Origin of the sequence: Bacillus sp. Pc3 (assembly GCF_000815145.1) — a bacterium.
Taxonomy (GTDB): Bacteria; Bacillota; Bacilli; order Bacillales; family Bacillaceae; genus Bacillus; species Bacillus velezensis.
This window is the reverse complement of sequence record NZ_CP010406.1, coordinates 2,163,564-2,189,576: the sequence shown is the minus strand read 5'-3', so window position 1 is coordinate 2,189,576 and position 26,013 is coordinate 2,163,564. Positions and strand designations below refer to the sequence as shown.

General features: G+C 48.1%; 24 protein-coding genes. 9 read left to right on the top strand and 15 right to left on the bottom strand.

The features are described 5' to 3' along the window. Positions 1–6 precede the first annotated feature (6 nt). The 6 genes from SB24_RS10395 to iolA form a co-directional block, all read right to left on the bottom strand. Positions 7–1,302 (bottom strand): MFS transporter, encoded by a 1,296-nt coding sequence (locus SB24_RS10395; RefSeq protein WP_033574311.1) that lies wholly within the window; start codon positions 1,300–1,302, stop codon positions 7–9. A gap of 12 nt (positions 1,303–1,314) precedes the next feature. Beyond that, complete coding sequence (gene iolE, locus SB24_RS10390; RefSeq protein WP_015240906.1) at positions 1,315–2,211, bottom strand: myo-inosose-2 dehydratase; 897 nt, start codon at positions 2,209–2,211, stop codon at positions 1,315–1,317. A 15-nt stretch (positions 2,212–2,226) separates the two neighbouring features. After that, on the bottom strand, positions 2,227–4,140 hold the full coding sequence (gene iolD, locus SB24_RS10385) for a 3D-(3,5/4)-trihydroxycyclohexane-1,2-dione acylhydrolase (decyclizing) (protein ID WP_039253257.1): 1,914 nt from the start codon (positions 4,138–4,140) through the stop codon (positions 2,227–2,229). Between the two features lie 24 nt (positions 4,141–4,164). Then, complete coding sequence (gene iolC / locus SB24_RS10380; protein WP_033574309.1) at positions 4,165–5,157, bottom strand: 5-dehydro-2-deoxygluconokinase; 993 nt, start codon at positions 5,155–5,157, stop codon at positions 4,165–4,167. Between the two features lie 23 nt (positions 5,158–5,180). Continuing rightward, entirely contained in the window at positions 5,181–5,996 is an 816-nt protein-coding gene (iolB, locus tag SB24_RS10375; RefSeq protein ID WP_039253256.1) for a 5-deoxy-glucuronate isomerase, read from the bottom strand. 73 nt (positions 5,997–6,069) lie between these two features. Continuing rightward, entirely contained in the window at positions 6,070–7,533 is a 1,464-nt protein-coding gene (iolA, locus tag SB24_RS10370; protein WP_014419295.1) for a methylmalonate-semialdehyde dehydrogenase, read from the bottom strand. 443 nt (positions 7,534–7,976) lie between these two features. On the opposite strand from iolA, the gene SB24_RS10365 reads away from it, so the two are divergent. The 3 genes from SB24_RS10365 to SB24_RS10355 all read left to right on the top strand — a co-directional run bounded on the left by SB24_RS10365 (position 7,977) and on the right by SB24_RS10355 (position 11,252). Next, entirely contained in the window at positions 7,977–8,732 is a 756-nt protein-coding gene (locus SB24_RS10365; RefSeq protein WP_007614879.1) for a DeoR/GlpR family DNA-binding transcription regulator, read from the top strand. 77 nt (positions 8,733–8,809) lie between these two features. Then, positions 8,810–9,742 carry an aldo/keto reductase gene (locus tag SB24_RS10360; RefSeq protein ID WP_039253254.1) on the top strand — a complete coding sequence of 311 codons (933 nt, stop codon included), beginning with the start codon at positions 8,810–8,812 and terminating at the stop codon, positions 9,740–9,742. Positions 9,743–9,863: 121 nt separating this feature from the next. Continuing rightward, a complete protein-coding gene (locus tag SB24_RS10355; protein WP_007407844.1) occupies positions 9,864–11,252 on the top strand; it encodes a sugar porter family MFS transporter in 1,389 nt (462 codons plus the stop codon). Between the two features lie 42 nt (positions 11,253–11,294). On the opposite strand, the gene htpG is transcribed toward SB24_RS10355, so the two are convergent. Further along, entirely contained in the window at positions 11,295–13,175 is a 1,881-nt protein-coding gene (htpG, locus tag SB24_RS10350) for a molecular chaperone HtpG (RefSeq protein ID WP_007407845.1), read from the bottom strand. 171 nt (positions 13,176–13,346) lie between these two features. After that, positions 13,347–13,595: a hypothetical protein gene (locus SB24_RS20420; RefSeq protein ID WP_039253252.1), complete on the bottom strand. Its 249-nt coding sequence runs from the start codon at positions 13,593–13,595 to the stop codon at positions 13,347–13,349. 128 nt (positions 13,596–13,723) lie between these two features. Between SB24_RS20420 and SB24_RS10340 the strand changes: the two genes are divergently transcribed. After that, a complete protein-coding gene (locus tag SB24_RS10340; RefSeq protein ID WP_007407847.1) occupies positions 13,724–14,545 on the top strand; it encodes an SDR family oxidoreductase in 822 nt (273 codons plus the stop codon). A 56-nt stretch (positions 14,546–14,601) separates the two neighbouring features. Here the strand turns inward: SB24_RS10340 and SB24_RS10335 are convergent, their stop codons facing one another. The 4 genes from SB24_RS10335 to SB24_RS10320 all read right to left on the bottom strand — a co-directional run bounded on the left by SB24_RS10335 (position 14,602) and on the right by SB24_RS10320 (position 18,907). After that, complete coding sequence (locus SB24_RS10335; RefSeq protein ID WP_007407848.1) at positions 14,602–15,201, bottom strand: response regulator transcription factor; 600 nt, start codon at positions 15,199–15,201, stop codon at positions 14,602–14,604. Next, positions 15,198–16,334 (bottom strand): sensor histidine kinase, encoded by a 1,137-nt coding sequence (locus tag SB24_RS10330; protein WP_039253250.1) that lies wholly within the window; start codon positions 16,332–16,334, stop codon positions 15,198–15,200. The genes SB24_RS10335 and SB24_RS10330 overlap by 4 nt, the downstream gene beginning before the upstream one ends. Positions 16,335–16,452: 118 nt before the next feature. Next, on the bottom strand, positions 16,453–17,502 hold the full coding sequence (locus SB24_RS10325) for a Delta(5) desaturase DesA (protein ID WP_033574427.1): 1,050 nt from the start codon (positions 17,500–17,502) through the stop codon (positions 16,453–16,455). Between the two features lie 247 nt (positions 17,503–17,749). Then, positions 17,750–18,907: a TetR/AcrR family transcriptional regulator gene (locus SB24_RS10320; protein WP_039253249.1), complete on the bottom strand. Its 1,158-nt coding sequence runs from the start codon at positions 18,905–18,907 to the stop codon at positions 17,750–17,752. A gap of 141 nt (positions 18,908–19,048) precedes the next feature. Here SB24_RS10320 and SB24_RS10315 point away from each other — a divergent pair, with 141 nt between their 5' ends. Continuing rightward, positions 19,049–20,386 carry an aldehyde dehydrogenase family protein gene (locus SB24_RS10315; RefSeq protein ID WP_039253248.1) on the top strand — a complete coding sequence of 446 codons (1,338 nt, stop codon included), beginning with the start codon at positions 19,049–19,051 and terminating at the stop codon, positions 20,384–20,386. Between the two features lie 35 nt (positions 20,387–20,421). On the opposite strand, the gene SB24_RS10310 is transcribed toward SB24_RS10315, so the two are convergent. Continuing rightward, complete coding sequence (locus SB24_RS10310; protein ID WP_099686896.1) at positions 20,422–21,645, bottom strand: outer membrane protein assembly factor BamB family protein; 1,224 nt, start codon at positions 21,643–21,645, stop codon at positions 20,422–20,424. 130 nt (positions 21,646–21,775) lie between these two features. After that, on the bottom strand, positions 21,776–22,195 hold the full coding sequence (locus SB24_RS10305) for a DUF5391 family protein (protein WP_031379181.1): 420 nt from the start codon (positions 22,193–22,195) through the stop codon (positions 21,776–21,778). 145 nt (positions 22,196–22,340) lie between these two features. Between SB24_RS10305 and SB24_RS10300 the strand changes: the two genes are divergently transcribed. The 3 genes from SB24_RS10300 (at position 22,341) to SB24_RS10290 (ending at position 24,422) form a co-directional block, all read left to right on the top strand. After that, positions 22,341–22,652: an ArsR/SmtB family transcription factor gene (locus SB24_RS10300; RefSeq protein WP_015240918.1), complete on the top strand. Its 312-nt coding sequence runs from the start codon at positions 22,341–22,343 to the stop codon at positions 22,650–22,652. Positions 22,653–22,730: 78 nt separating this feature from the next. Further along, the gene (locus SB24_RS10295) at positions 22,731–23,897 is read left to right on the top strand and encodes an MFS transporter (RefSeq protein WP_015418583.1); all 1,167 of its coding nucleotides are present in this window, start codon (positions 22,731–22,733) and stop codon (positions 23,895–23,897) included. A 69-nt stretch (positions 23,898–23,966) separates the two neighbouring features. Next, on the top strand, positions 23,967–24,422 hold the full coding sequence (locus SB24_RS10290) for an RDD family protein (RefSeq protein WP_014419310.1): 456 nt from the start codon (positions 23,967–23,969) through the stop codon (positions 24,420–24,422). Positions 24,423–24,459: 37 nt separating this feature from the next. Here the strand turns inward: SB24_RS10290 and SB24_RS10285 are convergent, their stop codons facing one another. Continuing rightward, positions 24,460–25,146 (bottom strand): VOC family protein, encoded by a 687-nt coding sequence (locus SB24_RS10285; protein WP_039253241.1) that lies wholly within the window; start codon positions 25,144–25,146, stop codon positions 24,460–24,462. Positions 25,147–25,444: 298 nt separating this feature from the next. Between SB24_RS10285 and ahpC the strand changes: the two genes are divergently transcribed. Next, positions 25,445–26,008, top strand: coding sequence for an alkyl hydroperoxide reductase subunit C (ahpC, locus tag SB24_RS10280; RefSeq protein ID WP_004393188.1), 564 nt, complete (start codon positions 25,445–25,447; stop codon positions 26,006–26,008). Positions 26,009–26,013: the final 5 nt, after the last annotated feature.

Genomic DNA, 26,013 nt, shown 5'->3' with positions numbered 1-26,013 from the left:
TGATAATCAAATAATGGTTCTCGTCTTTCTTTTCTCGCTGCCGTCCTGAGGAGCGCCGTACAGTTCCTCCTGTATCTGTTCAAGCGACTTGCCGGACGTATTCGGCGCGAAGACAAGCCCGATGATCATACTGGCCGTCACACATATGAGCAGAATACCGGCCATAAAACCGATGCCGAATTGTGACATGATGACCGGCACAAATAAACTCCAAATTCCGATTGAAATACGGACGAGAAAGAACATGAGCCCTTGTGCTGACGCTCTGTGTTCTGTCGGGAACAGCTCGCTTGCCCACAGCTGGTAGTTCGCCTGCTGGCCGGCTCCGTTATTGATGCCGATCGCTAAGACAAACAAAAGCAGCATCGGGAGCCCCTGAAACGGCAGTAAAAACAGCGACCAGCCGACAACGGCCATACATGCGCAGATTCCGAACACCGTTTTCCGATATTTATCTGCAAAAGGCATGAAGATACAGGCGACGCCGAGCCCGGTGAAGATAAACAGGGTCATCTGCAGAATGTTGGCCGTATTTGCGGATACGCCGCCGACCTGCTGGTAGATGTACGGCATGAAGAATCCCATGACGCCCGCTGCGAGATTCCATACGAGAAACACACCCATTAAAAACAAAATGTTCTTGAAAAATTTCGGCTGAAGCAGGTCAAAATAAGATGTTTTTTTCACGGCGGCAGCCCGCTCTTCACTGTTTTTCCAGGCATCCGACTCAGGTAAACGCTTTCTTATCACATATGTGATCAGGGCGATCACCAATAGATGCGCAAAGACAATTTTATTTCCTAAAAGCCCGAGGTCACCGACCAAAACGGATAACAGCAGAACCACAACGGCTCCTGCGACCCACGCCACCTGCGCCACTCCGCAATGCCTCGCCCGGTTTTTCTCAGGGGCGTTTTCCGCGATAATGGTCCATGAAGCTGTAATATCCGCGCCTACAGAAATCCCGATAATCATGTATCCGCATAACAGCATGGGAAAGTTGAATCCAAACAAAACCAAACAAATTCCTAAGGCGTAGACGAGCATACTGTTTGTGTATACAGCTTTTCGGCCGACCTTATCAGCCAAATACCCGCCGAGCAACGCTCCGATGGCCGCTGATATCGCATTTGCGCTGAAGGCGCCGAGCAATCCGATCTGGCTGTCGGACAGCTTCAAGTAGCTGACCCACATAGATAAACCCGCTGATCCTGCCACGATGGAACCCGCATCAATGTAATTTGCTAATGCTGCGGCGATGGTCCTTTTGCTGAAAGCTGATTCCGCCTTGGCACTATTCATATAAGTCCCCCTCTAATTTGCAGGATCAAGCAATTCACTGTCGATGTACTTTCTCGCAATCAGCGCGTACTCAAGCGGATTGGCGACTGCCGGGTCTTGTTCGGCTTCGATGACGATCCAGCCTGAATAATCATGACGGACGAGCGTTCGGTATACTTCGGTAAAATCGATGCATCCGTCTCCGGGAACCGTAAAAATGCCCTGTAAAAACGACTGCCTGAATGACTTGCCTTCCTGTCTGCACCGCTCCATAATGTCAAACCGCGCGTCCTTGAAATGAACGTGTCTGATCCGATCCATATGCTTGTTGAGAATCGTCATATAGTCTCCGTCCGAGATATAGGCATGGCCGGTATCATAAAGTAAATGGACATACCGCGGGTCCGTTCCATCCATCAGCCGGTCAACTTCTTCCGCCGTCTGGACGCCTGTGCCGAGATGATGATGAAACGTGAGGTCCAGCCCGTATTCGCCAGCGATTTTCCCGAGACGGTTCAAGCCTTGGCACAGCGTATCCCATTCTTCATCTGAGAAATGCGGTTTTTCCTTAAATACATCAATATCCAAGCCCTGAACGCTGTACGTCTGTTCAGAAACGATGGCGACATCCGCTCCGACTTTCTGCAAATAATCACAGTGTTCTGTAAATTGTTCAGCCGTTTTTTCAATACCGTCTTGTATGATAAAGCTGCTGAACCATTTCCCCGCAATCCGTAAGTTCCGGAGAGCCAGCTCCTTATTCAGGACGGAGGGTTCAGGGAAAAACCCTCCCACTTCCGTACCTTGAAAGCCGGCGACAACAATATCGCTTAACAAATGCTGCAGCGTATTCCCGGCTCCGATTTCCGGCATATCGTCATTGCGCCACCCAATGGGAGCGATGCCCCACAGAATATCTTGTTTGCCCATCGTGATGCCTCCCCTCTAGTACTGCTTTGCAGACTTCAGCTTCGTCTCTTTCGCTTCGTATGCCCGCTGAACGCTTTCCTGCTCCGACACTTCCGCCACGCCGACATGCCACCAGCTGTCATAGCCGTCCGTCATCGTTTTCGGCAGAACTTTCATTTCAATTAAAGTGGATACGTCTTGCGTTTTCGCATCTTCAAGCGCCGCTTTCAGTTCTTCAACGGTATTGGCTCTGTATGTTTTAGCGCCGTAGCCCTCTGCCACCTTCGCGTAATCAACGTTTAAAATCTGATTGTCCTCTGTGCGGAACTCGCAAAAATAACTGCCGCTCCCGTGATCCATCTGCAGGTTGTTGATACAGCCGAATCCGGAGTTGTCAAAGAGCAGGACATTGATTTTTTTGTTATATTGAAGCGCGGTAATCAGCTCTGAGTGCAGCATCAGAAAGCTTCCGTCGCCGACGAGTGAATAGACTTCTTTGTCGGGATGAGCCAGCTTGAGGCCGAGCGTGCCTGATACTTCATACCCCATGCAAGAATAGCCGTACTCGAGGTGGTACGTATTCGGGACGTTGGAATGCCACAGCCGCTGCAAATCTCCCGGAAGAGATCCCGCCGAACTGATGACGACGCTGTCTTCAGGAATCGTGTCATTGATGGTCAACAGCGCCGTTGTCTGCGGCAGCTCAGTCTCAAGCGCGTCGGCATACTCGTTTAACACATCCTGTGAGAAATGGTTTTTAATTTCCGGTTCGAACGCGTCACGTGTAAAAGTGACCTTTCCGAGCCGGTCCCGTTCAGCAAGCCATTCATCTTTCCAATCTTTAATCGCCGTGCCGAATGCACTTTTATATCCGTCTAATAAGCCGTGCAGCCTGCCGAGCGTCACTTTCGCATCGGCTACGACCTGAAACGCGTCAAGCTTGTAAGCCTGCATGCGGCTGACGTTGATATTCAAAAATTTTGCTTTGTCAAAATCAAACGCCGTTTTCGAGGATGTCGCAAAGTCCGTGTACCGTGTGCCGACACCGATGATCAGATCAGCCTGGCGGGCGGCTTTGTTTGCGGCGAGGGTGCCCGTGATGCCCATGCCGCCCAGATTGTTGGCGAAATCGGCTTCAACCGTTGACTTGCCGGCCTGCGTTTCGACAAGCGGAATGCCGTATGTTTCAGAAAGCGCGATTAATTCCTCACGCGCGCCGGAGTACTTCGCGCCGCCGCCCACTAAAATGACGGGACGGCTGCTCTCCTTAATTCTTTCCGCGGCGCCTTTCAGTTCACGCTCGCTCGGCTGCATCCGGTCAATGTAATGAACGCGTTTTTCAAAGAAGCTTTCATCAAAATCAAATGCTTCTCCCTCTACATCCTGAGATATGCAGATGGTCGCCGGGCCCGCTTTTGCCGGATCTGTCATCACTTCAAATGCCCGGATTAAGCTGCTCATCAGCTGCTCGGGTCGGGTAATGCGGTCCCAATAGCGGGACACGGGCTTTAACGCATCGTTTGTCGTGACGGCGGCACTGTATTCCTGCTCCACCTGCTGAAGCACCGGGTCAGGCTGCCTCGTCGCAAAGGTATCGGCCGGAAGCAGCAGCACCGGGATATTATTGGCCAGCGCCGTACCCGCGGCAGCCGTCAAGTTAGCGGCACCCGGACCGACCGATGTCGATACCGCGTAAATTTTTCTTCTCAGCATCTGCTTGCTGTATGCCATCGCGGCATGCGCCATGCCTTGTTCGTTTTTGCCTTGATAGACTTTCAGGTGCCCGGCGTCCTGCTCAAGCGCCTGCCCGATCCCCAACACATTTCCGTGGCCGAAAATCGTGAAGATGCCCTCAACGAACGGCTCTTCTTTTCCGTCAACATGAATGTACTGCCGGTTCAAGAATTGAATCAGCGCTTGTGCTGTCGTTAAGCGAATTGTCTTACCCACAAACGATCCCACCTTTTATACGTTCTATTTACCGTTAAGACTGTGCTGCGCTTCAATCAGTTCGATGATTTCACCGGCAGCCGGCATTGCTTCTGAGGAGCTGTGTTTGCTGACGACGATGGAAGCGGAAGCGCTCCCGTATTTTAAAGCCGTTTCAATATCCCGGCCGCTGACAAGTCCGTAGATGAAGGCTGACGCATAGGAATCACCCGCTCCGAAGGTCTTCAGCACCTTTGTTTTATAGGCATGCGCCCGGAAAACTTCTCCCGATCTGCTGTATGCGTATGATCCGTCAACGCCGTGCTTAATGACGACAAGATCGGCGGAGTGCGCAAACAAATGGCGGACGGTTTCATCGTTATCTCCGCCGCTGCGGTTTTCCATTACGTCAAATTCGTCACGCGTACCGATGACGATATCGGATTGTTCCGCCACCAGCGTGTAGTACACGGCTGTTTCTTCTGCCGATTGCCATGTATACGGACGGTAGTCGAGCTCAAACACGACTTTTACGTCATGTTTTTTTGCGATATGCACCGCTTTTAAGACGGCTTCGCGCGACGGGCTTTTCGCAAGCGCCGTACCTGATACGAGCAGCATTTTCGCGTTTGCGATGTAGCCTTCACTGACTTCGGACGGCTCAAGATACAAATCCGCCACGTCATCCCGGTACATCAGAATGCTGCATTCTTCAGGACTGAGAATTTCCGTAAAAGCGAGCCCGGCTTTGCGCCCTTCTCTGTCAATGGTCATTTGTGACGTATCAACGCCCTTTTCCTGCATATAGGAAACGATGAATCTGCCGTGCTGATCGTCCGGGATTTTGCCGATAAAACCGGCTTTTAATCCGAGCTTGGCGCTGCCGATCGCAATATTTGCCGGGGAGCCGCCGACATATTTAGAAAACGTCATCGTTTCTTCCATCGGCCGGTTGTATTCCGCCGCGTTCAAATCAATACACGCGCGCCCGATCGCGACAATATCAAACTCTTTTTCTTCATTAAACGTATATTTCATCGTTATCTGCCACTCCTCACTTGTTAGCGTTCCAGGATCCATTCATGGGCCGGATCATTATGAAACTTCCATTTTCGTGTCGGTCCCGCCATTACATTCAGGTAGTAAGAGGTATACCCGTCCGGAACACCAACCGGGTGATAGCCCGCCGGCACGATGACAACGTTTTCATTTTCTGCGGTCATCGTCTCGTCAATCGAGCGGTCGTCAGTGTACACACGCTGGAAGACAAACCCCTGCGGCGGGTCCGTTTCATGGTAATAGGTTTCTTCTAAAAAGGATTCATCTGGCAGATTGTCTTGGTCATGTTTATGAGGCGGGTAGCTCGACCAGTTGCCGCTGTCCGTGTAAACTTCAACAACGAGAAGGCTGTTTGCCGATGGATCTGAATCGGGGAGAATGTTATGAACGGTTCGTTTGTTTGCCAGCTTGCCGCGATGTTCCACACCGTTGTCTTCCGCTTTAATCAGCTTTGTCGGAAGCTGGTGTTCGGACGGAGAGTAGCACAGCGCGACCCTCGCCCCGCTGACCGCTGTGATTTCAAAAGAGCGGTCATTGGACACATAAACGCTGTCCGTCGGTTTTCTTTCAAATACGCTTTCACGGGTGCCGATGCTTTCAAATGTCTGATCATAATCAGTGACGGTGATTTTTCCCGTTACCGCAACGATGCAGCACTCCGTCTTTTTCAAATCTTCTGTATATGCGGAACCGGGAGTGAGGTCAACGACTTTGAATCCGACGTATTTGAGGTCTGAATTGGCTGAAGTGACGTCATGTATGATGTTCACGCCTTGAGAAATCTCATCGGCCTGCGGTTTGCGCAGCAAATGACTCATGTTTATTCCTCCTTAATGGATGGTAAAAGAAAACCCGGACGGAATCACAAAGCCGTCCGGGCCGGCTGTCAGATCAATTGAAGTCAGGAGACGGGTATCGTGCCGTCACGACTTTTTTACGTGTATAGAAGTCGACGCTGTCTTTTCCGTTTGCGTGCAATGTGCCGAAGAAAGAAGACTTCCAGCCAGAGAACGGGAAGAATGCCATCGGCGCCGGGACGCCAAGGTTGATGCCGAGCATTCCCGCGTCAATATTCTCACGGAAGTAGCGGATCGCGTTCGCATTTGAAGTGAACAGACACGCGCCGTTCGCAAATTCAGACTGGTTGGCGATGTCCACCGCTTCTTTTAAGTTTTTCACGCGGATGACCGACAGAACGGGCGCAAAGATTTCATCTTTCCAGATCGTCATATCCGTCGTCACGTTGTCAAAAATCGTCGGTCCGACGAAATAGCCGTCTTCCGTTGCGTTTTCACGCCCGTCACAAAGAAGTCTCGCTCCTTCTTCGATGCCTTTTTCAATATAGCTGTGCGTGCGTTTTTTGTTGTCCTCGCGGATGACCGGGCCTAAGAACACGCCGTCATCCAGTCCGTTTCCGATCTTGATGTCCGCTGCTTTTTCCTGTAATTTCGCCATAAACTCATCGGCGATTCCTTCTTCAACCGTCACAACCGCGCATGCCATGCAGCGCTCTCCTGCCGAACCGAATGCCGCACCGATAATGTTTGTGACCGTATCTTCAAGGTGGGCGTCATTCAGCACGATCGTATGGTTTTTCGCGCCCGTTAACGCTTGCACGCGTTTCAAATGTTCGCTGCCTTTTTTGAAAACATACTCGCCGACAGGTTTTGAACCGACGAATGAGATGGCTTTAATATCCGGATGTTCAAGAACGCCGTTTACGACGTCATGCGCGCCGTGCACGACATTGAAGACGCCCTTCGGCAGACCGGCCTGTTCAAACAGCTCTGCCAGTTTTTCCGTTAACAGCGGCGTGCGCTCAGACGGCTTCAGAATGAACGTGTTTCCTAACGAAATCGCCATCGGGAACATCCAGCACGGGACCATCATCGGGAAGTTGAACGGTGCGATACCGCCGACCACCCCGATCGGATAGCGGTAGTTCGCCGCCTCTACATCCGTCGCGATAGAGGCAAGTGAATCGCCCATCATGAGTGACGGCGCGCCCGCTGCGAATTCGACGTTTTCAATTCCGCGTCCCACTTCACCGAGTGCCTCCGTCGTGTTTTTACCGTTTTCCAAAGTAATCAGACGGGCAAGCTCTTCTTTGTTCTGCTGGAGAAGCTGCTGATAGTTAAATAGAATTCTCGCACGGCGCGGCACTGCCGTCTTTGACCATGTTTGAAATGCCTCTGACGCTGAGCGGACGGCGTATTCCACATCCTCCCGCGTAGAAATCGGAACCTGGCACATCACTTCTTTTGTAGCCGGATTGACAACGTCTTCATATTGATCTGTCTTACTTTCAACCCATTCACCATTGATGTAGTTTTTCAGTTTTCTGATCTCTGCCATTCTCATTGCCTCCTTAAATAGTAAACATCCTGTTCAGCTGGATAATAACGGATGAATATATTCATCTTTTACATATAAAAGACATGAATTAAACGCTTACAAATGCTAAAATGATGGTGACTCCCAATCTTTCCATGTAAAGTTGGTCATGTACCGGAAAAAGCAAACGGTTACATCTTTCACTTTTGATTTTACAGGTTATGTTTTGGTCATTTCTTGGTTACATTGTAAGCCCAACACATCTTCAAGTCAATCTAAAAAATCAAAATTTTTTCATTATTTTTATCGTACTTTTTTTGATCGGGAAAACAGGAACTTGGAGAACCGTGTCGAATCGGAGGGGATGATCCCTCTTTTTTATCATTTGTTAAGTAACTATTGATTAACTTCTGGTGTTTATTATATATTTTAATTACTTTAAGAATTCTAGAAGGAGTTTTTTTATGAAACTGATGCGGATTCAGGAGATGGAAGAATACATTCTCAAACACGGAGCCACTTCGCTGGATGAGCTGTGCGAGGTATTCAACGTCTCTAAAAACACGGTCAGACGCGATATTAATAAGCTTGCGGAAAAAGGGGTTATCAAAAAGGTGTACGGCGGCGTGACGTCAGCCGAAAAATCTGTGCTCGTCCCTTTTGAAAACCGCACCATTCAACATCAGGATGAAAAAATCAAAATCGCCCGCTATGCGTCACGGTTTATCGAGGATCACGATCTTGTATTTATTGATTCCGGCACGACGACCAAATCGATGCTGGAGACGCTTGATCCCGATAAGAATGTAACGGTTTTGACGAACAGCCTTGATATTATTAACGCGGCTTCATCCATGAAAAATATCGACCTGATCATCATCGGCAATAACTACAAACGGAAGACAAGGTCGTTTGTCGGCATTGATGATCCGAGCACACTCAATAAATACAACATTAACAAGGCGTTCATGTCCGCTACCGGGACAACGATCACCCACGGCCTGACGAATTCCGACTTACTGGAATACGAGGTGAAAAAGAGAATTTCCGAAAAGGCGAACGAAGTGTATCTGCTCGCGGATCATTCCAAATTCGGCAAATCCACGCTTTTGACATACGCGCCTTTCGACCGGCTTCACAGCATTGTCACTTCTCAGCAGCTCGATGAGGAATATACGAAGTATTGCCAAGAGCATCAAATCGACATTCACTTGGCATAGCGTTATAGTTAATAGAGAACGCTGCCGTATTTTTCCGGCAGCCGCTATGATATCCAATTTTTTCAGGGGGCGAAAACATGAGCAAAGTAACAATCGGCAAAACTGACCTAAAGGTATTTCCGATCGGTTTGGGAACAAATGCGGTCGGCGGACACAATCTCTATCCGAATCTGAATGAAGAAACGGGAAAAGAATTGGTCCGGGAAGCGATTAAAAGCGGTGTTACCATGTTAGATACCGCCTATATTTACGGTGTGGGCCGTTCTGAAGAATTAATCGGCGAGGTGCTGAAAGAATGTAACCGCGAGGATGTCTTCATCGCCACAAAAGCCGCTCACAGAAAAGAAGGCGATGACTTTGTTTTCGACAATTCACCGGCTTTTCTGAAACAATCGGTCGAAGACAGCCTGAAACGCCTGCAGACTGATTACATCGATTTATTCTACATCCATTTCCCGGATGAGCACACGCCGAAGGACGAAGCCGTTCAAGCGTTGAATGAGCTGAAAAAAGAAGGAAAAATCCGTTCCATCGGCGTATCCAATTTCTCTTTGGAACAGCTGAAAGAAGCCAATAAAGACGGCTTAGTCGACGTGATTCAAGGAGAATACAACCTGCTGAACCGTGAGGCGGAAAAGACTTTCTTCCCTTATACGACAGAACACGGCATCTCATTCATTCCGTACTTCCCGCTCGTATCCGGACTGCTGGCCGGCAAATACGACGAGAACACCACCTTCCCTGAAGGCGACCTGCGCAATGATCAGGCGCATTTCCAAGGGGAGCAGTTTAAAGAAAACATCAAAAAAGTCAAGCAGCTCAAACCGATTGCCGAAAAGCACAATGCCGATACGGCGCATATCGTGCTTGCCTGGTACTTGGCGAGACCTGAAATCGATATCCTGATTCCGGGCGCCAAACGCGCGGATCAATTAAAAGACAACATGAAAGCAGCCTCCATTACGCTATCTGCTGAAGAAATCGCGTTTATCGACAAGCTGTTTTCCTAAGAAAAAAAACACGCCTTTTAAAAGGGGCGTGTTTTTTTTATGTTTATATTTTTCTCTTCGGGGAATGAAATAGTTATCTAAATAAACTATTATGCGTTCCAAAAGATGAGGAGGATCATCTGTGAAGAAAAACACCAAAAAATACCTGATTTACTTTTTCGGAGCATTAGGCGGGCTGCTTTACGGCTATGACACCGGTGTGATTTCAGGGGCTTTGTTATTTATTAACAATGATATTCCTTTAAACACGCTGACCGAGGGATTGGTCGTCAGCATGCTGCTGCTCGGTGCGATTTTCGGGTCCGCCTTAAGCGGGACATGCTCTGACCGATGGGGCCGGAGAAAAGTGGTTTTCGTCCTTTCACTCATTTTTATTATCGGCGCGCTTGCCTGTGCAGCTTCGCAAACCGTCACTATGCTGATTATCTCCCGTGTCATTCTCGGGTTAGCCGTCGGCGGCTCAACGGCGCTGGTTCCCGTTTATCTATCTGAGATGGCGCCGACGAAAATACGCGGAACGCTCGGCACATTGAATAACTTAATGATTGTAACCGGAATTTTACTCGCATATATCGTGAATTACATATTCACCCCGTTTGAAGCTTGGCGCTGGATGGTCGGTCTCGCCGCAGTACCGGCGGCGCTTTTATTAATCGGAATCGCGTTTATGCCGGAATCTCCGAGATGGCTCGTCAAACGCGGCCGTGAGCAGGAAGCCAGACAAGTCATGGAAATGACCCACGACAAAGAGGATATCGCTGTTGAATTAGCGGAAATGAAACAAGGTGAAGCCGAGAAAAAAGAATCTACGCTCGGCTTGCTGAAAGCCAAATGGATCCGTCCTATGCTGCTGATCGGGATCGGCCTCGCCATCTTCCAGCAGGCGGTCGGTATTAACACGGTGATTTACTATGCGCCGACCATCTTTACAAAGGCTGGACTCGGCACTTCGGCGTCCGTTCTCGGCACGATGGGCATCGGTGTCTTAAACGTCATCATGTGTATCACCGCCATGATCTTAATTGACCGGATCGGCCGGAAAAAACTGCTGATGTGGGGAAGCGTCGGCATTACCTTGAGCCTGGCGTCACTATCAGCCATTCTCCTTCTGGCCGGCCTGTCAGCTTCAACAGCATGGCTGACCGTGCTGTTTCTCGGCATCTATATCGTTTTCTACCAGGCGACATGGGGTCCCGTCGTATGGGTTCTGATGCCGGAGCTGTTCCCGTCAAACGCACGCGGAGCCGCAACCGGATTTACGACATTGATCCTGTCGGCAACCAACCTGATCGTTTCACTGGTATTCCCGCTTATGCTGAGCGCTATGGGCATCGGCTGGGTATTCGGAATATTCTCAGTCATTTGCCTCTCATCCTTCTTCTTCGCTGCTTACATCGTTCCTGAAACGAAGGGCAGAAGTTTAGAAGAAATCGAAACGCACTTGAAAAAACGGTTCTCCTTAAAGAAGCGCAGCAAACAAAATCAAATTCTTAAACAGCGCACACTGTAATAAAAAAAGGAATCGCCCCCGCTGGGCGATTCCTTTTTGGCGTCATACCATAACTTTGCAAATGTCATTCGTAAATTCGACCGGATCATGGATCGGCAGCCCTTCAATCAGAAGCGCCTGATTGTAGAGAAGATTTGTGTATAATGCAAGCTTTTCCCGATCTTGTCCGTGCGCGTTCTTTAGCGTCTCAAACACTTCGTGATTCGGGTTGATTTCCAGCACTTTTTCCGCTTTGACCTGCTGGCTGTCAGGCATAGCATTCAACACTTTTTCCATTTCGATCGTCACTTCGCCGTCTGTCGCAAAGCAGACCGGATGAGATTTTAAACGTTTCGATGCTCTGACGTTCTTTACTTTATCCGCAAGAATCTCTTTCATGCTTTCGAACAGGTCTTTATATTCGTTTTCTTCGGCTTCAGTCTGCTTTTCATCCTCATCACTGTCGATGCCTAAGTCGGCGCTGGATACGGATTTGAACTCTTTTTCCTCATAGCTTGTCAGCATTTTGATCGCGAATTCATCAATATCTTCCGTGAAATATAAAATCTCGTAGCCTTTGTCCGCCACCATTTCAGTTTGCGGCAGCTTTTCAATCCGCTCATATGAATCGCCGGACGCGTAATAGATATATTTTTGATCCTCAGGCATTCTGGACACATATTCGTCCAGAGTGACGAGCTTTTTCTCCTTAGATGAATAGAAGAGAAGCAGATCTTTTAATACGTCTTTATTCGCGCCGAAATCATTATAGACGCCGAATTTCAGCTGTCTGCCGAAAGATTCATAGAAAGATTCGTATTTTTCCCTTTTGTTCTTCAGCAGGCTCTTCAGTTCGGCTTTGATTTTTTTATTGATGTTTTTCGCAATCAGCTTCAGCTGGCGGTCGTGCTGCAGCATCTCTCTGGAAATGTTCAGCGACAGATCCTCAGAATCCACCATGCCTTTTACAAAGCTGAAATGGTCCGGAAGCAGGTCGGCGCATTTGTTCATGATCAGCACGCCGTTGGAATACAGCTCCAATCCTTTTTCGAATTCCTTCGTATAATAGTCAAACGGCATGTTTTCCGGAATAAACAAAATCGAATTGTAGCGCACCGCTCCATCGACGCTGATATGCACATGGGTCAGCGGTTTATCAAAACCGTAATGCTTCTCGGCGTAAAAAGCCTCGTAATCCTCATCCGTCAGCTCGCTTTTGTTTTTTCTCCAGATCGGCACCATGCTGTTGACCGTCTGTTCTTCCTGAACTTCTTCAAATTCGTTCTCGCTGCCCTCTTTCGGCTTGTTGACCGTCTCTTCCATTTTGATCGGGTAGCGGATAAAATCAGAGTACTTTTTCACGATCGCTTTGATGCGGTAGTTTTCTAAAAACTCATCATAGCTTTCATCTTCCGTGTTTTCTTTTATTTGCAAAGTGATTTCCGTACCGACGGTTTCCTTGTCACACGGCGCGATCGTGTAGCCGGCAGCCCCTTCCGACTCCCATACATACGCCTCGTCACTGCCGAGCGCCTTACTTTTCACCGTGACTTTATCAGCCACCATAAATGCCGCATAAAACCCGACGCCGAACTGGCCGATAATGTCATGGCCGTCTTTCGAGTCATTTTCTTGCTTGAAAGCGAGTGAACCGCTTTTCGCAATTGTGCCGAGATGCTGTTCAAGCTCGTCTTTTGTCATCCCGATACCGGTGTCTGTGACGGTGAGCGTTCTCGCTTCTTTGTCCGCCGTCACTTTTATGTAGTAATTGTCTTGATCAAACGTTAATGAATCATCGGTTAACGCCTTGTAATAGATTTTGTCAATCGCATCGCTCGCGTTGGAAATTAACTCGCGGAGAAAAATTTCCTTCTGCGTGTAAATGGAGTTAATCATCATGTCCAGCAATCGCTTGGATTCTGCTTTAAACTTTTTTTTCCGCACTTCAGATCTCTCCTTTAATTATGCTTTGATGTTATGTAAAATCTTTTCAGCATCTATTTATCATATACAGTGACAATTGTCAACTAGGATTAGCAGATGCATATATTGTAAATTTAACATGTTAATGGATTCATTTCACCCATTTTATCAATAAAAAAGAGAGAATGTTGATCATCCTCTCCTCTCTGCTTCTTTCCGGCGGCCGAATTCCTTCTTCATCCATATGTATGACGGGTAGAAAAACAAACTAAATAAGATAAGAGATCCCAAGTTTCGCAAAGACTCATGAAGAACATTTCTTACAGTGAGAGGAAATATGATGCCCTGAAATAGAATAGAGATAACGGTGTAAATCACAAATCCCATAGGAACAATGGCATAACAATAAAACGCTATCTCCTTCTTATGCTGTATCTTCAAAATATGTAAACCTCCCAATGATGTATATACATAATATTAACATATTTAATAGGTATTTAGAAACAGGCCTCCGTATGTTTATCCCCCTATTCAGCGGGAACAGATATAAAAAAAGGAGGAATCGCAATATGGGAAGATTAACAGACAAAACCGCAATCATCACAGGGGCCGCGACAGGCATCGGACAAGCGACGGCACGGGTTTTCGCCGATGAAGGCGCCCGCGTGATCTGCGGTGACATCAATGAAAGCGAACTGAATGAAACCGTCAGCGCTATCAGAAAAAACGGCGGAGAAGCAGAAGCCTTTCACCTTGATGTATCAGACGAAGAAAACGTAAAGTCTTTTGCGGACGGCATTCAGCAAAAGTACGGAACAATTGATATTCTGTTTAACAATGCCGGTGTTGACCAAGAGGGCGGAAAAGTCCATGAATACCCGGTCGACCTGTTTGACCGGATCATCGCCGTCGATCTGCGCGGCACATTTCTATGCAGCAAATACCTGATTCCGCTCATGCTCGAAAAAGGAGGCTCCATCATCAACACCTCCTCCATGTCCGGCCGGGCCGCAGACCTTGACCGCTCCGGCTATAACGCCGCAAAAGGCGGAATCACGAACCTGACGAGAGCGATGGCCATTGATTACGCCAGAAGCGGAATCCGCGTCAATTCCTTATCGCCGGGCACGATTGAAACGCCGCTCATTGATAAATTGGCAGGCACGACAGAAGACGAAATGGGCGAAGCGTTCCGTGAAGCCAACAAATGGATCACGCCGCTCGGCCGGCTTGGAAAACCGGAAGAAATGGCAGCCGTCGCGCTCTTCCTCGCTTCAGACGACAGTTCTTACGTCACGGGAGAAGACATCACCGCAGACGGCGGCATCATGGCATACACTTGGCCGGGGAAAATGCTGATTGATAAGAAGTGGAAGGAAGAGACGGAGTGACGGTGAAAAAGAAACAAGCCAGTGCAAAAACACTGGCTGAACAAGCTGAGGGCGGGTTACTTAAACCAGCCCTTTTCCTTTGATCGGGTAATGGCTTCAATTCGATTTTTCACTTCTAATTTATCCAGGATCATCGAAACGTAATTGCGGACTGTGCCGCTTTTGATGCTGAGGGCGTTTGCGATTTCTTTCGTGTTTTTTCCGTCTGCGACAAGCTCGAGCACCTCTTTTTCCCGTTCGGTCAGCGGGTTTTCCTCACTATAGATGTCCTCCATTAATTCAGGTGCGTAGACGCGTCTTCCTTTCATGACGCTGCGGATGGCGCTGACGAGCTCATCGCTCGGGCTGTCCTTGAGCATGTACCCGCTGACGCCTGCTTTTAGCGCCCGCTGAAAATAGCCGGAGCGGGCAAAGGTCGTCAAAATGATGATCTTTACACCGCTGTCCTTGAGTTCTTCTGCCGCTTCAAGACCTGATTTCCCGGGCATTTCGATATCCATCAGACAGATGTCGGGCGCATGTTTTTCCACGAAATCGATGGCATCCTGGCCGCTTGTGCCTTTGCCGACAACCGTCATATCCTCTTCTAAATTCAACAGGGAACCGAGTGCGCCGAGCAGCATTTGCTGATCCTCGGCAATGAAGATGTTGATCATCTGCTACCATCCTTTTCTTTTGATTTTGAATCATTCGGGATTCTCATGGTCAGCTTTGTTCCGGCGGCTGTATCGATGGCTAAACTGCCGTTTGCGAATTCAAGACGTTCCCTCATTCCAAGCAGGCCGTGCCCCTTTGAAAAAAAGCGGTCTTCTTTGCATTGAAAGCTGCCGTCATCTTCCACCGTAATGACAACCTCTTTCCAAAGCTGCTGAATGGTGATGCGGCATACTTTGGCGCCGCTGTGTTTCACGACATTGGTGACGGCTTCTTTTATGCACATGCTGACGATGTTTTCGTTCAGCAGAGAGATATGTTTTGGCGCTTCTTTTTCTTCATACACAAATTCAATTCCTGCCGCTTCAAGAATTTGCCGAACATTGCCGAGCTCATCCTTCAATCGGATGCCTTTCATCGATGAGACGATTTTTCTGACCTCATTTAAGGAGGTGCGGGCCGTCTGCTGCACGCTTTTCAGCTCAGTGCGGGCCTGTTCAGGGTCCTTGTAAATCAGCTTTCGGGCAAGGTCGCTTTTCAGTCCGATTAAGGAGAGCTTTTGTCCAAGTGTATCGTGAAGGTCCCGGGCGATGCGCTGCCTTTCTTCCAGCTTCACAAGATCGGCGATTCGCTCATTTGCATATTCTAATTTCTCCTCAAGGCGCTCCCGTGCCTTTCTGCTTCGAATGCTGAGCGGGAGCAGGATGGCACTGATCAGAGTGATGACGATAAAAGGAATTTGTGTCAAAAACCACTCTTTTTTCAGAACAAGGCTGAAGTTGACGGCAACCGCCGCACTGATGATATGAATGTAATATAAGATGTAAAATGGAACTTTGTCTCGGATATGGCCGATGAAGTAGGCGATAAAGAAGGCGAAGTAAATATAGCTGAACAGCATAACTGAGCCGGTCGAAATGCCGATCAGAAGAAGCGCCCATAAGTAAAGCGGCCAGCCTTTTGCAACAAATGCGAAGCGGTATGCGCCAAAGAAAACAAGTGTGAAAATGATGCCGGCCACGATGACAAAGGTAGAAGAGCTTTTAAAAATAAAATAAAAAGGCAAGATGAAAAAAATCGTCCATATATAAGGAGAAATCCCGTTCAGTTTTTGAAATTTAAAATACTTCTTCATCTTTGTTCCACCTTCTGCTGCTTGTGTCTACCATCACTTTATCAAAACACCGCCTTCATTGCATCATCACGCATGAAGAGAAGGCCCTTTCTGATAAGAGAAAGAGCCGCGCGCCATATCAGGCATTTTTCTTTAAAGGTTCTTTCGGCACCGGATGGGGCGCCGGTTTTTTCCGCGCCTCCCGAAAGGTGACAAATTGCTTTTCGTCCTCATCCCACAGACGGAATTTCATGGATTCAAGACTTGTTTTAAGCGTAATGGTCGGTACGTTTTTTAAAGGCTCGTGCCCCTCATGGGCGGCTTCCAGCTTGTAGTTCGGCACTTTCGGGCTTAAGTGGTGGACATGATGGTAGCCGATATTGCCTGTCAGCCATTGCAAAAGCTTCGGAAGCTTGTAAAAGGAGCTTCCTTCTACCGCGGCCTGCACATAGTCCCAATGCTCATCGGCTTCAAAATAAGAGTCCTCAAACGTGTGCTGAACATAAAAGAGCCAGACGCCGATTGACCCCGAAATAAGGAAGATCGGACCCTGAACAAGCAAAAAGTTTTCCCAGCCGACAAGCAGGCACGTCGCAGCAGCCAATAAGACAATCGCCGCGTTCGTGAAATAGGTGTTCCAGCGCTCCTTGCGGCGGGCGCCTTTTACATTGAAACGGTTTTTAATCAGAAATACGTAAATCGGGCCGAGAATAAACATAATAAACGGATTGCGATAAAGTCTGTAGCGTACTTTTGTCCAGGCTGAGGCTTCGTTGTATTCCTTAACGGTCATCATCCAAATATCGCCGGTGCCCCGTTTATCTAAGTTGCTGCTCGTCGCATGATGAATGGAGTGGCTGCGCTGCCATTGAAGGAACGGAAACAGTGTCAGCACACCTGAAATAAACCCGAACAGCCGGTTCAGCTTCTTTTGTTTGAAAAAGGATTGATGGCAGCAGTCGTGGAAAATAATAAAGATTCTTGTCAAAAATCCCGCTGCTATAACAGTAAAGGCGAGGGTCAGAAGATAGGAGACATTGAGGCTGAAGTAAGCAAGAAACCAAAGGGCAAAAAACGGCACAAACGTGTTGAAAAGCTGAATGACACTATGCTTTGTATCGGCGCCGGAAAATGCGGCAACCTGCTTTTTTAAAGACGCTTGTTTTTGAGTTGCGGCGTGATTGATCATGAATGTCATATCCCCTTTTTTTTATTATGATTCCAAGTATACCGAGGCGCTCGCGGCGGTTGTAGTAGCAGCCATCATGCCCCGAATATGACATTTGTCATGTTTGGCGGCAGAATGCTGATCAGGCGTCATATGGAAGGTATCTTTTTTATAAGGGATAAAGCCGGACACTTCATATCGGCGCTTCTCAAAGAAAACAGCAAAAAAGAACCCGGCCTGTTTTCGGCTGAGTTCTTTTTCATCATCCTCACAGCAAAATCACCCGATACTTCTTTACATCCAAAAACTGCAGAAACTCCCGGGCCAACATGTCCGGCGCGTGGTCTTTTCCTTCATGAAGACGATATTGAATCAGACCGACGAGCATGGACGCGACATAATATGCATAGAGTTTTTTGCCCGCCTGAATGTGCAGGGGCTGATGAAGATAAAACGATTGCAGCGCTCTGAACATTTCCGGGATGACGTCAGGCACTCCCGAACCCTCTCTCAGAAAATGAACGAGCGGCAGGCCGTCCGACAGCGCCGAAAAGAGACCGACGAGCGCGGATTCCGCTTCTTCCATGGAACAGTCGGCAGGCTCTCCTTTTACCGTCAATAATCCGATCAGATCCCGGCATGATTGATGGATGATCGTTTTCAGCAATGCTTCTTTGTTGGCGTAATGGTCATAAAAAGTGGCACGGCGGAGGTTGCTTTGACGGGCAATATCGGAAATCGTGATTGCCGCGTACTCTTTTTTTTCCGCCATTAAGCCGATCATGGCTTCTTGCAAGGCCTGCCTCGTCCTTGTCACCCGGCGGTCGGCGGGCTTTTTTTCTTCTTGTTCCGGCACCCGGCGGCCGAACAGCCAGTAAAACCGTTTTTGAGAAATCAAATCCCACACCTGTCCGCTGATCGCTTCCGGGGATGCCCCGGGCTCCTCATTCAGCCAGTACAACACAATGGCATACATGTATAAAGCGCGGTAATGAATGTACATATCCTGTTCAGTCGGTGAGAAATCCGCATTGACCGGTGACAGCAGCACATCATGCCGGAACACATCTTTTAAAAAAGCATGAAAGTGAAAATACGGCATTTTATGACGATCCATCATCGTTTGAAAAAACACCCGATGCCGATCAACAAAAGACAGGGTCGGATGCACTTTTTGCCATCCGCCATGTAAATGAAGCACATCTTTATGCTTCAGCGAATCATACAGCGCTTCGCTCAGCCCGTCTTTCATTTCTTCCTCTATATCCTCTAAAATCGCATATTTATCTTCGTAATAAAGGTACAGTGTCCCCCGGCTCACACGCGCCCGTTCGGCGATGTCCTTCATGGTCACACGGCGGATATCCCGCTCTCCAAGCATGGCCAAAAGCGCTTGTTTGATGTCAGTTGTCACAGAATCCGGCATAAGAGACACTCCTTTCATTAGACAGATCACCGCAATTTGTACGGTAACGTATAGATGTGTTTACGCTGTCTTTGCCGCAAAAACACATCACATTATAATAGGCCCTGAAGAAACAAAAAAGCAACCAGAGGAGGAAGACCGATGAATCAGCATATAAAAGCAGACATCAAACGCGTCTTTGAGCTTCAGAAAAAAAATCAAAAAACGCTGCGTGCTTCAACAGCCGGGCAGCGCAGAGAAAAGCTTCAGCGCTTTTTAGATGCCGTCACCGCACATGAAGAAGAAATCATTGAGGCGATCAGACGGGACGTCCGCAAGCCTTATCATGAGGTGAAAAGAGCGGAAACGCAGGGAACGATCAAGGCGATTAAAGATAATATGAACAATCTCGACACCTGGATGGCGCCGAAACGCGTCGGCTCATCCGTCAGCCCCGACGCTGACGGCGTATTAATGTACGAGCCAAAAGGCGTCACCTTAATTCTCGGCCCGTGGAATTATCCGTTTATGCTGACGATGGCTCCGCTTGCGGCTGCCATTGCGGCCGGCAACAGCGCGATTGTGAAGCTGTCCGATTTTACAATGGAGACGAGCCATATCGCCGCGACAGTTATTCGCGAGGCATTTCACGAAGAAGAAGTCGCCATTTTTGAAGGTGAGGTCGATGTCGCCACAGAACTGCTCGACCAGCCGTTTGACCACATTTTCTTCACCGGAAGCACGAATGTCGGTAAAATCGTCATGACGGCAGCGGCGAAGCACTTGTCGTCCGTCACACTTGAGCTTGGCGGAAAAAGCCCGACGATCATCGACAGCGGCTATGATTTGATGGACGCGGCGAAAAAAATCGCCGTCGGCAAATTTGTCAATGCGGGGCAAACATGTATCGCACCTGACTATCTCCTTATGAAGAAAGAAGTGCAGAGCACCTTTACAGATCTCCTGCAAACCATTGTCAATGCAGGTTTTATGGAGGATGATCATACGGTTGACCGCAACAAATTCACGCAGATTGTCAATGACCGCAACTTTAACCGTGTCAAAGCCCTGTATGATGACGCCATTGAAAAAGGGGCGAAAACGGCGTTCGGCGGCGTATTCGATGCGCATGACCGCACGATTTCTCCGACCGTGCTGACAAACGTCACGCCTGATATGAAGATCATGCAGGAAGAAATCTTCGCACCGATTCTGCCGATTATGAATTACGAAGATATCAGTGAAGCCGTTGATTACATCACTGAACGGGACAAGCCGCTTGCCTTGTATGTATTCAGCCATAATCAGGAGCTGATCGATTATGTTCTGCAGCATACGACATCCGGCAATGCTTCTATCAATGATGTCGTCGTTCATTTCACTGACGTCAACCTTCCGTTCGGCGGTGTCAATACGAGCGGGATCGGTTCATATCACGGTGTGTACGGCTTTAAAGAATTTTCTCATGAAAAAGGCGTATTTATTCAAGCCTCTAAATAAAAAAAGAATCCGCGCAGATGACGCGGATTCTTTTTTTATGATTTTTTTGCCCCGAATGCGAGCAGTTTCGTATAAGTGCCGACGTAAAGCGTGCCGTCTTCAGCCAGAACCGGGGAGGAAATGACATTGCTGTCTGTTTGATAGCGCCATTTTTCATTACCGTCAGCGTCAACCGCATAGACATTTTTATCGTCAGAACCGAAGTACACATTGCCGTCCGCATCAATCAGCGGCGCCGTTCTCACAGGCCCGTCCGTATAGAAAGACCAGTTCATATTGCCGGTTTTGCTGATGGAAAACAGCTCGCCGCTTCCGGAACCGATATACACATTGCCGTTATGGTCGATCGCTAATGAAGAGCTGGAGAAACCGTTTAACGGGAACGTCCACTTTACAGCACCCGTTGATGTATAGGCGTATAAGCTGCCGTCCTGGTTTCCGGCGTAAACGGTGCCGTCTCTATCAATAACCGGATAGCCTTTAAACCCGTTGGACGTCGTTTTTGACCATTTCACTTGGCCCGTTCCGGAATTGATCGCGTAAAAGATATTATTGTACGTTGCCGTATACAGAGTGCCGTTTGATGCTAACACGGGAGCGGAGCCGACCACGCCGTTTGTTTTAAACTTCCACTTTTGCGTCCATGTCGAAGGCGACGTCGGTTTAATCGCATAGATATAGTTATCCAGCGTCGACACATACAGCGTGCCGTCAGATCCGATAGCCGCATCGGAACTAGGCGCTCCGCTCAGCGGAACTGAAGTTAAAATGGTTCCGGTTTCTTTGTCGATGAAATACAGTTTTTTATCGTGAGAAGGAAGATAAATGACACCGTTTGTTCCGAGCACCGGAGTCAGCGTATAGGTCGTCCCGAGGTTTTCCGTCACCCATTTCACAGTACCGTCCGGATGATACGCCGTCAGCTTCCCGTCTTTTGATTGAATAAATACGGTGCCGTCCCCGTCAACCGCGGCTCCCGCACCGTTTTGAGGATTGGCCGGAACATTCTTTTCCCATTTTAACGCGCCATCGGCAGTGCTTGTAAACCGGCTTTCTCTTGACCAGTTGAACATCGTCGGAGACATCGCATGCGCGTCATACCGTCCCGCCAAGAAACCGGATGCCGCATGATTTTGTTTAAATACCGTTTCCGCAGCTTGAGCAGCCGCCGGATGCAGCCATTTTGCCCCCGGCAGATCAGAAACCGCTCCCACAGATAAAGCCGCAGCAACCGCAGCGCCGGCCGCCAATGTTTTCATTCGCAATGAAGCTGTCTTTTTTTTCAATGTCAGTTCCTCCCGTTTCTATTAAAAGCTGCTATATCACTTCGATCATACCATAATTAACCTATGAAATATTTGTATTTTCGGTAGATTTATAGAACAAATGTCACATAGCCTGCTGATGCTTCGGGGATGATCGAAACGCGGCAATATACCACACCACATTGACGATAAAAGCCGCGCCTGACCAAACGAAAAGGCCGTAATAAAGAGACAGCTCCTGCCCTAAGGAAATTGCGGTCAATAACGCCACCAACAAGACAGCCGCGCAAATGATAAGCCCGATTCCGCAAAAAACGGCCATGATGATTTTCATGACACGAATACCGAGCATATACAAAATGAGCGGGATTGCATATATAACAAAGATCTGGCCGACGGCGGCCCACATGCCCGCGGAATTAAAACGATTCGCGTTCGGCCCCGTTTCCGCAAGCGGAGAAAGCGAGACGAGGACCGGCAATAAACAAAACAGCAGAGCGGAAAGCAAGGTCACCGCAACCGCACCTTTTTTCTTTTGATTCATGTGAATATCCTCCTCCTGACAATAACCCGGCTTTTTTACCGGTAATCTGATAATATGTTATATTTTAGCACGATTTTTACTTAATTTGAGAATGTTTTGTCAAAAACGAATTTACAAATCCAGAAAAATAGATATAATAAACGTTATGGAACCGATATTGATTCATAAAGCGCTATCTAACAAAACACGAAGTGATATTATGACGTGGCTTAAACACCCGGAAGACCATTTTGATGAAAGACCTTATCTTGAGCAGGGACTCAGTTTCCGCACCGGAATTTGCGTCGGTGATATTCAGGCAAAGTCGGGGCTAGCGCAGTCCGTCATCTCCAGCTACCTGCTGACCATGCAAAAAGCCGGCCTGCTGGAATCCGAACGAATCGGAAAGTGGACCTATTACAGAAGGAATGAAAAACAAATTAAAGCCTTTGCTGACTATGTTCAGCACCAGCTATAACCATGAAAGGAGGGCTTTTTTTGTTCTAACATATCTATTTTTCTGTATATGTAGTTATAAAAGGAGGAATACATAACAATGAAAAAAAGCAGCTCCATCTTCATTCTATTTTTGGCACTGGGGGTTTTCGGGATTATCACGACCGAGATGGGCATTATCGGCGTTCTTCCGCAAGTGGCGGACAGATTTCATATTTCTGCTTCAAAAGCGGGATGGCTTGTCAGTATTTTCGCGTTCATCGTCGCTGTGTCGGGACCGTTTTTGACCTTGCTTGCTTCAGGCATAAACCGGAAAGTCATTCTGCTTTTGGCGGTGCTGATGTTTGCCGTTTCAAATGCGGTCTACGCGTATACGGCGCATTTCAGTGTCATGCTGGCGTTTCGGATCATTCCGGCTTTATGCCACCCGGTGTTCTTTTCTGTAGCGCTTGCGGCCGCGGCCCGGCTTGTCCCCGCCGGCCAATCCGGAAAAGCCGTAACGAAAGTCTTTTCAGGCATCACCGCCGGCTTTGCGTTCGGCGTGCCTTTCACGTCTTATCTGGCGGATCGTCTATCCCTTGAAGCCGCCTTCTTATTCGGCGCTATCATCAGTCTCATCGCATTCACGGGCATTCTTCTCTTTTTGCCATCCATGCCGGTCACAGAAAAAATGTCTTTCAGAAGTCAGCTCGGCATCCTTCGCAAACCGGCTTTGTGGCTCAATATCGCTGCCGTCACCTGTCTCTTTGCGGCCATGTTTTCTGTCTACAGCTATTTTGCGGAGTATCTCGGACGGGTGTCGCATATGAACGGCACATGGGTCAGCTTCATGCTGATGAGCTTCGGGGTGATTATGATAGCCGGAAATTTCGTCTTCGGCGCTTTGTTATATAAAAATATGAAAAAGACCGTCATTCTGTTTCCGCTTCTTTATACAGCCGCCTACTTGCTCATATACGGGTTTGGGACGTCTTTCGCGCCGATGGCCGTCCTCGTCTTCGTATGGGGCGCCGTTCATTCCGGCGGTCTCATTGTCAGCCAGACTTGGCTTACTGCGGAAGCAAAGGAGGCGCCCGAATTCGGCAACAGCCTGTTTGTCTCTTTTTCCAACCTCGGCATCACCATCGGAACGGCGGCGGGCGGCTGGTTTATTTCACATTTGGGAATCCATCAGCTGATGTGGTGCGGCATCATGTTTGCCCTTCTGGCTTTCGGGCTGATCATGGGACGCTTGGCATGGGGAAAGAGGCTGCTCGCAAAAGCTTAAGCTCCGTTGCAAAATCCGGAATGATTACGTATAATATTCCAGATTAAAGCAAGGGAGAGAAAAAGATACATGGAAAGACCGGCAGGATTTTGGATTCGGTTTCTGGCTTACGTCATTGATCAAATCATCATAGGAATTCCGATTTTTATCATTCAATTTATGGTCTCTTTTTTATTTGCGGCAGGCGTTGCGGCGGCTGACCCCTTCATGACCGAAAATCAGTTTAACATCTCTTTTCTGGTGTTCGGCGTCATCCCGATTCTTGCGAGCTCTTTTGTGATCAGTATCTTATATTTCAGCCTGCTCACGGCCTCAAAGATGCAGGGGACACTGGGAAAAGCATTGCTCGGCCTTAAGGTCGTCAATGAAGATGGCGGACGGATTTCCATCGGCCAGGCCTTCGGACGCGCTTTCGCATATATCATATCTAAGCTTATTCTTTATATCGGATTCATCATGGGCGCCTTCGGAGAGAAAAAAACGCTGCACGACATCATGTGCAGCACCCGTGTTGTCTATAAATAACGACCTCAAGTCCGGGCCTTTTGAGCCCGGGCTTTTTTTATGACGGCTGTGCCCGCCTGATGTCAATGCCGCCCTTTCCGTCAGCCTCAATGCGGATCGTCCCGTTCACAACGACAGACAGCGGATGGAACTCCGCATGCTGATCAGAAAAAATCCAGCGGCGGCCGCTCGGCCCTAAAAGCAAAAACGCCCCATCATTGTAATCACCCATAAAATGAAACCCGTTTTCCCTAAGAGGCGCATGCTTTCTCACCGGAATGCCGAAACGCTGCAGCTTTCTCCCGGTTGATACGACTTCGGCAGCCGTCAGATTCACCTCGCCGATATTCAGAACGGACTCAATCGAAAAATGTTCCGCGCTTGGCGCCGATGTTTCTCTCGCGATGAATTCCGCCAGATTGTTGGACGGATCTTTGAAATAAAAGGAACGCGCCTGAATATGAGAGAAATACACCTCATCCTCCCCATCTTCCGTTTGAAAAACGACTTTATCCTTTATCCACGCCTTCGCCTCATCAAAACGATTATTCGGAATGTTAAACGCGAAATGATACGTAGGATGAGAGTGAGAATCGGCGCGCCTGAATTCCAACTCACTTTCTCCCGCCTTGATGGTAAACGAATCACCGGACTCATCAATTAAAGGAAAACCTAACACCCGTTCATAGAAGTGTTTCGTCTCCTCCAACGCACAACTGTACAAAGTAATGTTATTTATTTGCATGATCATACCCCCTTTGGTTTATACTGCCATATAGAAGGGTTGATTCCTACTGTTTCGATTCACCAATTGAGAATCCCCCTTTCGCCCGGCGCTAAATATGACAAACAGCGCCAAACCGCTTATACCAGGCGTTTTTAAACATCTAAAGCAAAAAAAGCAGAAAATAATACCCCATATAGCTTGACAAAAAATAAATGTTATTTAATAATCTATATATAATTAGAATTATTATTGAAAGATAAAGTGAATGCTTTGTCTTTTTAATATATTTCAAATCACATTTCAGGAGGAAGATATTATGTCTTTAATCGGAAAAGAAGTACTGCCATTCGAAGCAAAAGCTTTCAAAAACGGTGAATTCATCGATGTAACAAACGAAGATTTGAAAGGTCAATGGAGCGTTTTCTGCTTCTACCCAGCGGATTTCTCTTTCGTTTGCCCGACTGAACTTGAAGATCTTCAAGGACAATACGCTGCACTGAAAGAATTAGGTGTTGAAGTATACTCTGTTTCTACAGATACTCACTTCGTACACAAAGGCTGGCATGACAGCTCTGAAAAAATCGGCAAAATCACTTACGCAATGATCGGTGACCCATCTCAAACGATCTCCCGCAACTTCGACGTTCTTGACGAAGAAACTGGTCTTGCTGACCGCGGAACATTCATCATCGACCCTGATGGCGTTATCCAAACAGTTGAAATCAATGCAGGCGGTATCGGTCGTGACGCAAGCAACCTAGTAAACAAAGTAAAAGCAGCTCAATACGTTCGTCAAAACCCAGGTGAAGTCTGCCCGGCTAAATGGGAAGAAGGCGGCGAAACACTTACACCTAGCCTTGATTTGGTAGGTAAAATCTAAGGAGT

What these genes read in the sequence shown, in the direction of transcription:
- SB24_RS10395 (WP_033574311.1), bottom strand. Translation starts at nt 1,302, where the DNA reads ATGAATAGTGCCAAGGCGGAATCAGCTTTCAGCAAAAGGACCATCGCC.
- iolE (WP_015240906.1), bottom strand. Translation starts at nt 2,211, where the DNA reads ATGGGCAAACAAGATATTCTGTGGGGCATCGCTCCCATTGGGTGGCGC.
- iolC (WP_033574309.1), bottom strand. Translation starts at nt 5,157, where the DNA reads ATGAAATATACGTTTAATGAAGAAAAAGAGTTTGATATTGTCGCGATC.
- iolB (WP_039253256.1), bottom strand. Translation starts at nt 5,996, where the DNA reads ATGAGTCATTTGCTGCGCAAACCGCAGGCCGATGAGATTTCTCAAGGC.
- iolA (WP_014419295.1), bottom strand. Translation starts at nt 7,533, where the DNA reads ATGGCAGAGATCAGAAAACTGAAAAACTACATCAATGGTGAATGGGTT.
- SB24_RS10365 (WP_007614879.1), top strand. Translation starts at nt 7,977, where the DNA reads ATGAAACTGATGCGGATTCAGGAGATGGAAGAATACATTCTCAAACAC.
- SB24_RS10360 (WP_039253254.1), top strand. Translation starts at nt 8,810, where the DNA reads ATGAGCAAAGTAACAATCGGCAAAACTGACCTAAAGGTATTTCCGATC.
- SB24_RS10340 (WP_007407847.1), top strand. Translation starts at nt 13,724, where the DNA reads ATGGGAAGATTAACAGACAAAACCGCAATCATCACAGGGGCCGCGACA.
- SB24_RS10335 (WP_007407848.1), bottom strand. Translation starts at nt 15,201, where the DNA reads ATGATCAACATCTTCATTGCCGAGGATCAGCAAATGCTGCTCGGCGCA.
- SB24_RS10330 (WP_039253250.1), bottom strand. Translation starts at nt 16,334, where the DNA reads ATGAAGAAGTATTTTAAATTTCAAAAACTGAACGGGATTTCTCCTTAT.
- SB24_RS10325 (WP_033574427.1), bottom strand. Translation starts at nt 17,502, where the DNA reads ATGATCAATCACGCCGCAACTCAAAAACAAGCGTCTTTAAAAAAGCAG.
- SB24_RS10320 (WP_039253249.1), bottom strand. Translation starts at nt 18,907, where the DNA reads ATGCCGGATTCTGTGACAACTGACATCAAACAAGCGCTTTTGGCCATG.
- SB24_RS10315 (WP_039253248.1), top strand. Translation starts at nt 19,049, where the DNA reads ATGAATCAGCATATAAAAGCAGACATCAAACGCGTCTTTGAGCTTCAG.
- SB24_RS10310 (WP_099686896.1), bottom strand. Translation starts at nt 21,645, where the DNA reads ATGAAAACATTGGCGGCCGGCGCTGCGGTTGCTGCGGCTTTATCTGTG.
- SB24_RS10305 (WP_031379181.1), bottom strand. Translation starts at nt 22,195, where the DNA reads ATGAATCAAAAGAAAAAAGGTGCGGTTGCGGTGACCTTGCTTTCCGCT.
- SB24_RS10300 (WP_015240918.1), top strand. Translation starts at nt 22,341, where the DNA reads ATGGAACCGATATTGATTCATAAAGCGCTATCTAACAAAACACGAAGT.
- SB24_RS10295 (WP_015418583.1), top strand. Translation starts at nt 22,731, where the DNA reads ATGAAAAAAAGCAGCTCCATCTTCATTCTATTTTTGGCACTGGGGGTT.
- SB24_RS10290 (WP_014419310.1), top strand. Translation starts at nt 23,967, where the DNA reads ATGGAAAGACCGGCAGGATTTTGGATTCGGTTTCTGGCTTACGTCATT.
- SB24_RS10285 (WP_039253241.1), bottom strand. Translation starts at nt 25,146, where the DNA reads ATGCAAATAAATAACATTACTTTGTACAGTTGTGCGTTGGAGGAGACG.
- ahpC (WP_004393188.1), top strand. Translation starts at nt 25,445, where the DNA reads ATGTCTTTAATCGGAAAAGAAGTACTGCCATTCGAAGCAAAAGCTTTC.